Annotated in this window: 10 protein-coding genes; 5 read left to right on the forward strand and 5 right to left on the reverse strand. The window is 61.9% G+C overall.

The features are described 5' to 3' along the window. Positions 1-75 precede the first annotated feature (75 nt). The 3 genes from gor to JOH52_RS15145 all read left to right on the forward strand — a co-directional run bounded on the left by gor (position 76) and on the right by JOH52_RS15145 (position 3,604). Positions 76-1,467 (forward strand): glutathione-disulfide reductase, encoded by a 1,392-nt coding sequence (gor, locus tag JOH52_RS15135; protein WP_010969519.1) that lies wholly within the window; start codon positions 76-78, stop codon positions 1,465-1,467. A 232-nt stretch (positions 1,468-1,699) separates the two neighbouring features. Next, positions 1,700-3,073 (forward strand): class II 3-deoxy-7-phosphoheptulonate synthase, encoded by a 1,374-nt coding sequence (locus JOH52_RS15140; protein WP_003535070.1) that lies wholly within the window; start codon positions 1,700-1,702, stop codon positions 3,071-3,073. Between the two features lie 135 nt (positions 3,074-3,208). Then, positions 3,209-3,604, forward strand: a complete 396-nt coding sequence (locus JOH52_RS15145) for a GFA family protein (protein WP_010969518.1) — start codon at positions 3,209-3,211, stop codon at positions 3,602-3,604. A 21-nt stretch (positions 3,605-3,625) separates the two neighbouring features. On the opposite strand, the gene JOH52_RS15150 is transcribed toward JOH52_RS15145, so the two are convergent. From JOH52_RS15150 to JOH52_RS15165, 4 genes are all read right to left on the reverse strand, one after another. Continuing rightward, the gene (locus JOH52_RS15150) at positions 3,626-4,564 is read right to left on the reverse strand and encodes a hypothetical protein (RefSeq protein WP_013844511.1); all 939 of its coding nucleotides are present in this window, start codon (positions 4,562-4,564) and stop codon (positions 3,626-3,628) included. A 105-nt stretch (positions 4,565-4,669) separates the two neighbouring features. Beyond that, entirely contained in the window at positions 4,670-6,403 is a 1,734-nt protein-coding gene (locus JOH52_RS15155) for a TadG family pilus assembly protein (protein ID WP_013844510.1), read from the reverse strand. A gap of 1 nt (position 6,404) precedes the next feature. Next, on the reverse strand, positions 6,405-6,827 hold the full coding sequence (locus tag JOH52_RS15160) for a TadE/TadG family type IV pilus assembly protein (RefSeq protein ID WP_010969515.1): 423 nt from the start codon (positions 6,825-6,827) through the stop codon (positions 6,405-6,407). 626 nt (positions 6,828-7,453) lie between these two features. Further along, positions 7,454-9,373, reverse strand: a complete 1,920-nt coding sequence (locus JOH52_RS15165) for an LTA synthase family protein (protein WP_003534093.1) — start codon at positions 9,371-9,373, stop codon at positions 7,454-7,456. 268 nt (positions 9,374-9,641) lie between these two features. On the opposite strand from JOH52_RS15165, the gene JOH52_RS15170 reads away from it, so the two are divergent. Beyond that, the gene (locus JOH52_RS15170; protein ID WP_010969513.1) at positions 9,642-11,324 is read left to right on the forward strand and encodes an NAD+ synthase; all 1,683 of its coding nucleotides are present in this window, start codon (positions 9,642-9,644) and stop codon (positions 11,322-11,324) included. Between the two features lie 2 nt (positions 11,325-11,326). Then, complete coding sequence (locus JOH52_RS15175) at positions 11,327-12,154, forward strand: TolB family protein (protein WP_010969512.1); 828 nt, start codon at positions 11,327-11,329, stop codon at positions 12,152-12,154. 10 nt (positions 12,155-12,164) lie between these two features. Here the strand turns inward: JOH52_RS15175 and JOH52_RS15180 are convergent, their stop codons facing one another. Beyond that, positions 12,165-13,187 carry a LacI family DNA-binding transcriptional regulator gene (locus JOH52_RS15180; protein ID WP_013844508.1) on the reverse strand — a complete coding sequence of 341 codons (1,023 nt, stop codon included), beginning with the start codon at positions 13,185-13,187 and terminating at the stop codon, positions 12,165-12,167. Positions 13,188-13,216 lie beyond the last annotated feature (29 nt).

The raw sequence follows: 13,216 nt of genomic DNA on the forward strand, positions 1-13,216 counted from the left end.
CTCCGTTCGCGCTTTCCAGCCCGACGTCTTCCGGCCGACGGCGTATTCGACATTTCATTTCCTGCAGGAGTTCCCATGAGCGCTTTCGACTATGACCTCTTCGTGATCGGCGGCGGTTCGGGCGGTGTGAGAAGCGGGCGGCTGGCTGCGGCGCTCGGCAAGAAGGTGGCGATCGCCGAGGAGTTCCGGTATGGCGGGACGTGCGTCATTCGCGGCTGTGTACCGAAGAAGCTCTATGTTTATGCCTCGCAGTTTGCGGAACATTTCGAAGATGCGGCGGGCTTCGGCTGGACCGTCGGCGAGAGCCGTTTCGATTGGGCCAAGCTCGTTGCCGCGAAGGAACAGGAAATCGCCCGGCTGGAGGGTCTTTACCGTAAGGGCCTGGCGAATGCCGGCGCCGAGATCCTGGATACGCGCGCCGAGCTCGCCGGTCCGAACACGGTGAAGCTGCTTGCCAGCGGCAAGACCGTCACGGCGGAGCGCATCGTTATCGCGGTCGGCGGACATCCGAGCCCGCATGACGCGCTGCCGGGCCACGAACTGTGCATCACCTCCAACGAAGCCTTCGATCTTCCGGCGCTGCCGGAATCGATCCTCATTGCCGGCGGCGGCTACATCGCCGTGGAATTCGCCAATATCTTCCACGGGCTGGGCGTGAAAACGACGCTGATCTATCGCGGAAAGGAAATTCTATCCCGCTTCGATCAGGACATGCGGCGCGGCCTGCACGCAGCCATGGAGGAAAAGGGAATCCGCATCCTCTGCGAGGACATCATCCAGTCGGTGTCGGCGGATGCGGACGGACGGCGTGTGGCGACGACGATGAAACATGGTGAGATCGTCGCCGACCAGGTGATGCTGGCGCTCGGGCGCATGCCGAACACGAATGGTCTCGGGCTTGAGGCCGCCGGCGTCAGGACCAATGAGCTCGGCGCAATCATCGTCGACGCTTTTTCGCGCACCAGCACGCCGGGGATCTACGCGCTCGGCGATGTGACCGATCGCGTGCAGCTAACCCCCGTGGCGATCCACGAGGCCATGTGCTTCATCGAGACGGAATACAAGAACAATCCGACTTCGCCGGACCACGACCTGATCGCGACCGCCGTGTTCTCGCAGCCCGAGATCGGCACGGTCGGGATCACGGAAGAGGAAGCGGCCCGGAAATTCCAGGAGATCGAGGTCTATCGCGCCGAGTTCCGGCCGATGAAAGCGACGCTCTCCGGCCGTAAGGAAAAGACGATCATGAAGCTCGTCGTCAATGCCGCTGACCGCAAGGTCGTCGGGGCGCATATTCTCGGCCATGATGCCGGCGAGATGGCGCAGCTGTTGGGGATTTCGCTGAGGGCCGGCTGCACGAAGGACGATTTCGATCGGACGATGGCGGTTCACCCGACGGCGGCGGAGGAGCTCGTCACGATGTATCAGCCGAGCTACCGCGTGAGGAACGGAGAGAGGGTCGGCTGAGCCTCTCCCGTCGGCGTCGTGGCGGTCCACGTTTTCTGGTAGGATGGCTTTCCAAGCCCCCTGTTAACGTTTATAAGCCCGCATCCGCGAAAGTAGTCCGCCCGGGCGTTGTGGCAGATCGCAGGTATCGGCAGGGCTGCCGACGCGGGCGCATGCAAATCCGGATGCCGGGCCGCATGACGGCCGCAGGGCGCGACGCGGGCCGATCCGCGTCAGACAACAGGTGATGGAAATGGCACAGACTTGGACTCCGAACAGCTGGCGGCAAAAACCCATTCAGCAGGTGCCGGACTATCCGGACCTCGCAGTGCTCGATAGCGTGGAAGCGCGTCTTGCCAAGTATCCGCCACTTGTCTTCGCCGGAGAGGCGCGCCGTCTCAAGAGCGCGCTTGCCAACGTTGCCGAGGGGCGCGGCTTCCTGTTGCAAGGGGGCGACTGCGCCGAGAGCTTCGCCGAGCATGGCGCCGATACGATCCGAGATTTCTTCCGCGCCTTCCTGCAGATGGCCGTCGTCCTGACCTTCGGTGCGCAGCAGCCGGTCGTCAAGGTGGGCCGCATTGCCGGCCAGTTCGCCAAGCCGCGCTCGTCGGGCGTCGAGAAGCAGGGCGATGTGACGCTGCCGAGCTACCGCGGCGACATCATCAACGGCATAGAGTTCACGGAGGAGGCACGCGTGCCCAATCCGGAACGTCAGGTCATGGCCTATCGCCAGTCCGCGGCGACGCTCAACCTGCTGCGCGCCTTTGCCATGGGCGGTTACGCCAATCTCGAGAACGTCCATCAGTGGATGCTCGGTTTCGTCAAGGACAGCCCTCAGGCAGAGCGCTACCGCAAGCTCGCCGACCGGATCTCCGAGACGATGGATTTCATGAAGGCGATCGGCATCACCGCTGAAAACCATCCGAGCCTGCGTGAAACGGATTTCTTCACCAGCCACGAAGCTCTGCTGCTCGGTTACGAGCAGGCGCTCACGCGCGTCGATTCCACCTCGGGCGACTGGTACGCGACGTCCGGCCACATGATCTGGATCGGCGACCGTACGCGCCAGCCCGATCACGCGCATATCGAATATTGCCGCGGCATCAAGAATCCGCTTGGCCTGAAGTGCGGCCCGTCGCTGACGGCGGACGGCCTTCTCGAATTGATCGACATCCTCAATCCCGCCAACGAGGCGGGACGTCTCACGCTGATCTGCCGCTTCGGGCACGACAAGGTCGCCGAGCATCTGCCGCGCCTCATCCGAGCCGTCGAACGGGAGGGCAAGAAGGTGGTGTGGTCCTGCGATCCGATGCATGGCAACACGATCACGCTCAACAATTACAAGACCCGGCCGTTCGAGCGGATTCTGTCCGAAGTCGAAAGCTTCTTCCAGATTCATCGCGCCGAAGGTTCGCATCCGGGCGGCATCCATATCGAGATGACCGGCAACGACGTCACGGAGTGCACCGGCGGCGCGCGTGCGCTTTCAGGCGACGACCTTGCCGATCGCTACCACACCCATTGCGATCCGCGCCTCAATGCCGACCAGGCGCTTGAGCTGGCCTTCCTGCTCGCCGAGCGAATGAAGGGCGGCCGCGACGAGAAGAAGATGGTCGTCAACGGCTGATCCAATCGATTAAGCCATCAGTTCAATATTTCTGAACCTGCGGCGCATTCTCTGAATTTGACTTTGGCCGGGCCAGCTTGAAAGCTTGTCCGGCCTTTATGTGTTGAAGTGCATAGGTTCGAAGGGGGGCAGACGATGGAAATAAACGAGGGCGGTTGCCTTTGCGGCGCTGTTCGTTTCAAGACGCGCGGAAAGCTTCGCGAACTGATCTTCTGCCATTGCTCTCAATGCCGAAAGCAAACCGGGCTCTACTACGCGGCCACCAATGTGCTCGACCGTGAAATGGAAGTGGAAGGCGTCGAGAACGTGACCTGGTACCGTTCCAGCAATGAGGCGCGACGCGGTTTCTGCCGGTATTGCGGATCGGCCCTGTTCTGGAAGGCGGATGGACTGGACTACACGTCCATTCTCGCCGGTACATTCGACGGGTCGGTGGCGCTCGAGCCCGGCTATCACATCTTTTGCGCGGACAAGGGGCACTATTACGATATCAGCGACGACCTGCCGCGCTTTGCAGGATCGCGGCCGTAGCGGGCAGAGAATGCTCGGCAGTCAAGCAGCCCAATCGGAGGCTTGATCATAGGCACTGGCCAACGCCTCGATCTTGACCGCCTGCCAGGAGACATATTCCTCGATCAGCCGTGCGCTCAGCCAGAACCGTCCGCGTCGTCCATCCTCGGATTTTCCAAGGAACCCGGCTGCGTCGGCTCTGGCGAATATCCGGCGGACATGGGTATTCGATATCAGGTAGTGCTCGGCCAGTTTCGCCAGGCTGACCTCGACCCATACCTTGCCGTCCATTGGCGCGAATTCGGAGACGCGCGTCATGAGATCGTCGAGGATCACACCGCCCGATTCGGACCAGACAAAGATGGCGACACCCTTCGGTGGCGTCGTCCATCTGCTGTCGGAGAGGAGGCGCCGTGCCGCGAGCGGCTGGGCGCGCTCGAAAATCGATTTGTCCGCTTCGACGCGTTCGACCCTGGTGCCGCCGTCAAGGAGATCGATCGTGCTCATCTGACTCTTGAACCAGAGTCGCATCGCGGTTTCGCTGACCTCGGTCGGCTCGAGGGGACGCGCTCTCTTGGTACGTCCGCCGGATGCCGGCTGAAGCATCTTGTAAGCGACCAGTTCCGCGAGGAAAGCGGCGGCCGTGTTGCGGCTGGCGCCCCCGGTATCGCGCATGAATTTGAGCAACCGTGCGGCGGTGATACCCGATTCCGGGTTGTTGACGTCCCGTTCGAGATGGAGCGAATAGGCCGCTTGCGTCAGCATCCACTTCTGGTGTGACGCCACCAGGCGCGCCACGCGCGGAAAGAGGTCATTGAGGGCGATCAGCGTTCGCGCGCCTGCCTGCAATATCTGCGGGAAATTAGGATTTCGCACCAAGTCGCCAACCGTCAAGCCGGTTGGCACCTGCTGCTCAGAGCTGCCCTTCTCCGCGACCCGCTGCATCTGCTGCGCGTGCCCCCACTCCTGCGCTGGGGGCACTGCATGGTCCCTTCGCCCCACATTTACCATTCACGCGTTATGCTCAATGCGCAAGGCCTGCGTTTTGTTTCACACGAAATTGAAATCTGCACGTGTGCGAGCGCTTTACTGAACGAGAACGGGCCGTTGGCATTTGACGCCGGTGACGCGCACGTCGGCCTCGCCGACGCGCACGCCGACCAGGAGCAGGAGATTGTAGAGCAATTGATCGACGGGTGCGGTCACGGCGCCGAGTGTTTGCGCCAGAGCCTGCTGCAACAAAGTCGGGCTTCCGATCGAGAGGAGACCGCCCACATTGATCTGCGCGTCGAGATTGCCGAGCAGGGTCCTGGTCGTCGATGAGAGGATATCCCTGGTCGAGACGCTCTTGATCGTCCGCGAGGAAACCTCGGCAGGGCTGAATGCCAGGCGAGAGGGTTGCAGGTTCTTGGACTCGACATGGGCGATGCCGTCGATCTTGATGAGACCGTCGAGGAGCCGCGCCCGCGTCACCCGGGCATCGGACGAAAAGCTCGACAGGACGGTGGGATCGACATCGCCGAGGGCGATCTCCGCCACGCCCGGGACCGCATCTATGATCACCGCCGCATTCTCCGGCGTTCCGCCGTAGCAGCGGATATCCGAGAGCTTTGCTTCCGCATGGGCGAGTTCGACATAGATCGGCAGCCGTATGCGGGTCCCGGCGAGAGCCGCGAGACCGTCGATGACGACTTCGACAGCGAGGCGCGTTTGTGCCGTTCTTACGGCCGCGCCGGGTGAACCCAGGCGATGGCTCGGCGTTTCCAGGGGCGGTTCGCCGATCGCGAGCCTGACCTTTACCGAGGCGATGCCCGGCAAGCCTGCAACGGCGTCGAGTGCGATCTGATGCTCGCCGTTGGCGATCACCGCAGCGGCGGAGACGATCTGCAATGCACTGACTTTCATCGCCCAGTCCGAGCCCGCATCGACGCCGAGGCTCTTCTTCGGGTCGATGTTGAGGATCTGCGCCAGAGTGAGTGTCTGCTTGTTTCCGGCTGTCGCGAGTTCGACGGTCTTGAGCGCTGAAGTCACCGTTCCGGAGAGGCCCTGCACAAGCCGAAGCGACCCGAGCAATTGCGGCACCGTCAGCTCCGCCGTCAGCACGTCTTCGTAGGAAGCGGCCGTGAGACTGAGGCGGGTGGCGATGATCTTGAGGAATGGCTGGATATCGATGTCGGCGTCGATCAATGCCTCGTAATCCATGACCTTCAGCGCAATATTGGTGCCGAGCATCTGGCCGAGGATCGCGTTCAAGAGACCGCCGTTGAGGCTGGCAAGGCGGGAGCCGACGGAGAAGGCAGCGATCTTTGAACTCGCCGCGGTACCGATTACGCTCAAATCCGGCGGCTCGCTGAACAGCGCCGCGAGATAGATGTCGCCCTTCTTCTCGAGCGTAACCTGGACGGCGTCGGCGGGCAGGGCCCCCCTGATGAACCTTTGGCCGGCATCGATCGCCGGGTCGGGGACGTAGCGCCCGCGCACGATCGTCGCCACCCCCTTGGCGGCGGTTTCGACGTCGTTCGGCAGCAGCTTGCCGTCAACCGTCATCAGCCCCGAGGGAGTCGAGACGGCGAAGCCGAGATCGTTGCTCCGGAAGTGGGCGAGGACGGCCTCTTCGGCGGAGCTTACATCGGCGGCCGCCGCAATGGAGGCGAGGTCCGCGACAGACTGCAGCTCGCGCCGCTGAAGGGTAAGATAGCCGTAATCGATGCCGAGCCCCATCGACGCGACCACCAGCGGCATGACGAGCGCCGCCGAGACCCCAATATTGCCGGTGCGGGACTTCAGGCATCGGCGGAAGGCGGTTGTCGCTCCATGCATCTCAGATACCTCCCACGCGTATCGTCGCGTAACGCTCGATCTGCTCGCCCGGCAGGGCAAAGGTGAAAAGCTTCCAGATCGGAAGATCGCTTGCGTCGTAGGAAATGGTGACGGTGAACTGGTTGGTATTGTTGGCGTCATCGCGGACGGTGACGTTCATGCGGGAGGAGTCGATGAAGGTCTGGTTCATCGTCGTGCGCCGGATGTAATCGGTGGCAAGGCGCTCCCGTTCTTCCAGCGAAAGGCCCGCAATCGCAGTCCGTGCCGCATCCGCGGCGACCTGCTGGATGGAATGTGCGGCGCTCAGATAGATCCCGTAAGCTATCAGCGTCAGCACGCACATGAAGAAAAGCGGCGCAATGATCGCGAATTCAATGGCGGCAGCACCCTTCCGACTGGCGAGCAGGCGGTTGAAAACGGACATGCAGCATCTCCGAGTATTCTGTATTTGTTTCCAATTGTCCCTGCAGCTTCAGGGTGCGCCACAATCGTTAATTTTCTTATACTTTTTCAACCCATTGTTTTTGCTTGTGGAATATCGCCTTTTAGGAAATCTTTATTCGCGTTTTAATTGATTCACAGGGCGTCTTGCCACATTTCATGTGGTTGAAAGCAGTCGCCGCAATGACTTGGTCTGGCTGGATTCCTGTGACAGGCACAGGAATGAGGGAGGCGGGGATGCACGGCCTAGGAGAAGTATTCCGACGGACCGTACCCTCTCTACCTCATCCCTGTGCTCGTCACAGGGATCCAGCAGCGCCGCGTCTGCGGCGCGGGAGAGTCTTTTCAGCCCAATGACTTGGCCTGGCTGGATTCCTGTGACGAGCACAGGAATGAGGGAGGCGGGGATGCACGGCCTGCGAGAAGTATTCCGATGGACCGTACCCTCTCTGCCTCATTCCTGTGACAAGCACAGGAATGAGGGGGCGGCGGGGAAGCATGACCAATGAGAAGTATTCCGACGGACCGCACCCGCTCCACCGTCACCCCTGTGCTCGTCACAGGTATCCAGCGCGGAGCGCTTGTGCTTCGCCCTCCGACCGAGTCCGTTCACAAACCGGCGCTGTAAAGCTCGGCATGGGACTTGAAGAAGCGCTCGGTGCTGTAGCGCTTGCCGAACATCATGTCGTGCTGCAGGAAGCGGTAGTCACGCAGCGATGCGGGGACCTTCGGCTGGCGCAGCCAGTCGGCGACGTCCTTGCCGTTCTTGCGGATCAGCATGTAACGGTCGAGCACGCGGTAGTGGTCGTAGACCTTGCCGAGGAACCCCGTGTAGTAGGGATGCTCGTAGCCGGCCTGTTTCAGGATCTGGTAGGAAAGGAAGGCCGGGCTGATCGTGCCGATGTTCTTCTTCGGACCCGTCTTGTTCGACCAGACGACGAGCGGCGTTTCATGCTCAGCCTTCATCTGATCCTTCGGTCCCTTGCGCTCCGCCGTAATGCCCTTCATGTAACCGGTGCTGGAATAGACCGTATTCAGCGGCGGCAGGTGGTCGCCGAAGAGAACGATGATCGTCTCCCGGTCGCGTTCTTTCGCCCAGTCCATCAGCATCTTGAGGCTGTCGTCAGCCTCCTTCACGCCTTGCGCATAGGTGGCGAGCACCTGGCGATCGGCTTCGGGAAGGTCGCCCTCGACCTTGATCGTGTTCTTCGCATAGCGGTTGGCCTCATACGGACCATGGCCCTGCAGGGTCACCGCGAAAAAGAAGAAGGGGTCCTCCACTTCGTCCGCCTGGCGGATGATTTCCTTCGTCAGGGACTCGTCCGACGCGAAGATGCCGCGCTTCTGCATGGCCGGCATGTTCTCTTCCGACCGGAACATGTCGAAACCGAAGGCCTTGTAGACGGCTGTGCGGTTCCAGAACCACCCCTGGAAAGGGTGAATGGCGCGCGAAACATAACCCTCGCCGCGGAAGAACGTGGCGAGCGAGGGAATCGGATTGCGGATATATTGCTGGTAGGGGATGCTGCCATAGGGCAGGAACGCGTTGGAAAAACCGGTCAGCGCTTCGAATTCGACATTGGCGGTCATGCCGCCGAACTCCGGAGAAAAGACGTTGCCGCCCTGCAGTTCACGGATGGTCGGCATGGGATCGGGCGTCAGCTTCACCTTGGGAAGACGGGTCGGATCCCAAAAGGATTCGCTCATCAGCACGATCACGTCCGGTTTGCCGCGATGGGTCGTGCCGGCGGGAAGCGGCTTTACCGGAATCCGGTCGATCGCGTCCGCCATATAGCCGGCGGGCGCGTTTACATTGGCCATCGGGAGGTTGATGGCAAAGGCAAGCGCGAAGCCGTTATGGCGGTAGTTCTCGGTCTGATCCCACATGATCGGGATGACCCGAAGCCGGTCACGGATCCACGAGAACTGGTTGTAGTCCATGATGTTCCAGAATGCGACCAACAGCGGCAGGGCGAATGCGATCCGCATCAGCCGCTCCCGACGTGTCAGCTTGGGAAAGTTCTGCCAGGCGAACCGCAGCAGGAGAGCGCCAACGACGATGGCCGCGATCAACCCGGCGACGACGCCGACCGCGGTCCACGGCCTGTCCTTCACGAGTACCGGCATCAGTTCCATGATCTGCCGGCCGAAAAGAAAATCGGTCGGATAGAGCGGATCGGACAGGAAGACCTGCTTCTGCTGACTGATGAATGCCGGCACGACGGCGAGCGGCGCGATGAGCAGCGCGGCCTTGTGTTCGCGACCGAACAGGGCATCGACGCCAAGCATGGCGAGGAAGAACACGGCGACCGTGGTCCAGGCCGGGCGCATGGGATCGGCGAAATAGGCGACGGTGTCGGGCCAGGACCAGCGCACGATCACTTCGACGGTGAAGACGAGCGCTATCGCAATGAGAAGCGTGAAGAGCGCACTGCGGGCGCCCGACAGGGTTCTCGTGTATCTTGCGGAAGAGCTTTCCCCGTCGGCGTAGACTTGAGAGCTGCTCACGGCGGAATCGATACGGGCCAACGGGCGTCTCCAGTTTCACAAATATTTCACTCCACCGTCATACGACTGTCATCTTGAACAGGGGATGAATGGCGGAAACGGCGCCGCCGCCGCCTGGTTCCTGTGGCCGCGCAAGAATTTCTGCACTTCGTGTAACGGTCCGAAAACACGGAGCTTTTCGGAATTTTTCCGCCGGATCTCGATTGAGTGTGGGTTTTTTCCCGCCGGATGCGGTAAGAACAACGCGAACGAAACATGCATTCGCTGACGAGAGACGACGGGCCCGCTCATGACTGCACAGAAAGCCGCTCCCTCAACGCTACGGATCGCCGTGGCACAGCTCAATCCGACGGTCGGAGACATTGCCGGCAACGTTGCAAAGGCACGCGAGGCACGGACGGCGGCGGCGCGCGAAGGCGCCGATCTGCTGCTTCTGACCGAACTCTTCATCTCCGGCTATCCGCCGGAGGACCTCGTCTTGAAGCCCGCTTTCCTGAAGGCCTGCGAACAGGCGGTGGAGAAGCTTGCGGCGGAGACGGCAGATGGCGGGCCGGGCGTCGTCATCGGCTTTCCGCGGCAGGCCGCCGGCCTCCGGCACAATTCCGTTGCGGTTCTCGACGGTGGCAGGGTCATCGCCATCCGCGACAAGGTCGACTTGCCGAACTACGGCGAATTTGACGAAAAGCGCGTCTTCGATGCGGGTGAGATGCCGGGCCCGGTGAATTTTCGCGGCGTGCGGATCGGCATACCGGTATGCGAGGACATATGGGGCGATCTCGGCGTCTGCGAGACCCTCGCGGAGAGTGGCGCCGAAATCCTCCTGTCGCCGAACGGCTCGCCCTACTACCGCGGCAAGGTCGACGTGCGCCATCAGGTGGTGCTGCGGCAGGTGATCGAGACCGGCCTCCCGATGATCTACGCCAACCAGCTCGGCGGCCAGGACGAGCTGGTTTTCGACGGCGCGAGTTTCGCCTTCAACGCGGACAAGTCGCTGGCATTCCAGATGAGCCAGTTCGAAGAGGCGGTCGCCGTCTCCGAATGGAAAAGGGGCGCGGGCGGCTGGATCTCGGCCAACGGGCTCAAGTCGCGCATACCGGAAGGCGAAGAGGCGGATTACCGCGCCTGCATGCTGGGCTTTCGTGATTACGTCAACAAGAACGGTTTCAGGAACGTCGTTCTTGGCCTGTCCGGCGGCATCGATTCGGCGATCTGCACGGCGCTTGCGGTGGATGCGTTGGGCGAGGAGCGGGTTCGCACGGTCATGCTGCCCTACCGCTACACCTCGCGCGAATCGTTGCGGGATGCCGAGGCATGCGCCAAGGCGCTCGGCTGCCGCTACGACATCGTAGCGATCGAAGAACCGGTCGAGGGCTTCCTCAGCGCGCTCGCCGACACGTTCGAGGGAACCGAAGCGGGCATTACCGAGGAAAACCTGCAGAGCCGCACGCGCGGGACGATCCTGATGGCGATCTCCAACAAGTTCGGCTCCATGGTGGTGACGACGGGCAACAAATCCGAAATGTCGGTCGGTTACGCCACGCTTTACGGCGACATGAACGGCGGTTTCAATCCGATCAAGGATCTCTACAAGATGCAGGTTTACGCGCTGGCACGCTGGCGAAACGGCACCGTTCCGCCGGGAGCGCTAGGCCCGTCAGGCGAAGTCATTCCGCAGAACATCATCGACAAGGCGCCGTCGGCCGAACTCCGCCCCGACCAGACGGATCAGGATTCGCTGCCGCCCTATCCCGTGCTCGACGACATTCTCGAATGCCTGGTCGAGAAGGAGATGAGCACGGAGGAGATCGTCGCCCGCGGACATGAGGAGGCAACCGTTCACCGGATCGAACACTTGCTCTACATCGCTGAATACAAGCGCCGCCAGTCGGCGCCGGGCGTGAAGATCACCAGGAAGAATTTCGGCCGCGACCGGCGTTATCCCATCACCAACCGCTTCCGCGACAGGGGGTAATCATGCGCAGTTCGGTGGAGATCTTCGACATTGCGACCGGCGAGACGCGCGTCGTCTGGCAGACGGAGCGGCTGGTCGAGGCACCGAACTGGTCACCCGACGGAAAATTCCTCATCATCAACGGCGACGGCAGGCTTTACCGGCTTGGCTTCGACGGTTCCGATCCCACGGAGATCGACACCGGCTTTGCCCGGCACTGCAACAACGATCACGGAATCTCGCCCGACGGCAGCACGCTCGTGATCAGCGACAAGACGGAATTCGGCAGTTCGGCAATCTATCTCCTGCCGGCAGAGGGCGGCACGCCGCGGCTCGTCACACGCAACCTGCCGTCCTACTGGCACGGCTGGTCGCCCGACGGGCGCATGCTTGCCTATTGCGGGATCCGCGATCAGGTCTTCGACATCTACACGATACCGGTCGATGGCGGGGAGGAACGCCGCCTGACGCAGGGGCAGGGCCGCAATGACGGGCCGGACTGGTCTGCGGACGGGGAGTGGATCTATTTCAATTCGAGCCGTACCGGCCGCATGCAGATCTGGCGGGTTAGGCCGGACGGCAAGGATGTCCAGCGCATCACCGACAGTCCTTATGGCGACTGGTTTCCGCATCCTTCTCCGGACGGCAGACACCTGCTCGTGCTCTCCTATGACGGCGATGTCTTCGACCACCCGCGCGATCTCGACGTGCGTCTCCGCCTGATGGATCCGGACGGCGGCAATGCGCGCGTACTGCTCGAACTCTTCGGCGGGCAGGGGACGGTGAACGTCCCGAACTGGTCGCCCTCGGGCACCGCCTTTGCCTTCGTACGCTACGAACCGGAGGAATAGCCAGCGGGGGTCAGATACGCGGCAGGTTGTAAGGGGTGATTACTTCGACCGCGGAAAGATGCCGCTTTTCGGAGGCGCGCAGTGCGCCCCGGCGCTCCAGGACCGCGTGGAAAGCCATGCGGACGTCCGTTTTCAGGTCGTGGTGAAGAACGAACTGGACCAAGCCCTGACGCAGGAGATCCAGATTGTCCTCATCGAGGTCGTGAGCGACGAAGAGAACGCAGCCGCGCTGCAACTGTCCGAAGGCGTCGAGCACAGCGCGATTGCCTCCGCCGATCGAATAGGCAGCATTGATCTCCGGATGGCTGGCGATTGCCTTAAGGGCAAGAGCGCCTGTCTCCTCGTTCCTGCCATGGCCCTCGCTGATCTCGACCACGCCGATATGCGGATATTTTTCCCGCAGCACGCGGCGAAAACCGATCTCGCGTTCCTCTTCGCCGCGAAAGCGACTGCTCGATATGGTGACCAGCACAGTCGCAGGCCGGTCCGCGAAGCGCTCGCCGATCAGGTAGGCTGCGGTTTCACCGGCGGCGCGGTTGTCAGCCCCGGCATAGGCCGTTCGCGATGAATGCGGCAGATCGGTAACGAGCGTGACGACCGCAACTCCGGCATTTTCGAGCCGCGCCACGGCGGCGGCAATCTCCGGCACGTCGGGCGCCTTGAGGACTACTCCGTCGGTTCCTCGAAGCCGAATACGGTCGAGCAACTGGCTGATGTCCTGCGGCCGCATGGTCTCGGCGAAATGGAAGCGGGACCGGAAAACCGTAGGCATGAAGGTCGCGGCTTCGCTTTCGAATGCCTTGCGCACCGCTTCGGTGAAGCGTTCCGGCGCCTCCATCACCACGTCGACGGCATATTTGCGTCCCTGTACCTCAAGGCCCGCCTGCTGTCTCTCGAGTTCACGAATGGCTGCATTGACGCGCATTACCGTTTGCTGACGCACGCCCCGCCGGCCGTTGAGGACGCGATCGACGGTCGCCGTACTGAGTCCCGCCTGGAAGGCGATGTCCTTGACAAGAAACGGATGTGCCACCGGTCCCTCCTGATGGCTTTTTGATGGAT

Source organism: Sinorhizobium meliloti, assembly GCF_017876815.1.
Lineage (GTDB): Bacteria > Pseudomonadota > Alphaproteobacteria > Rhizobiales > Rhizobiaceae > Sinorhizobium > Sinorhizobium meliloti.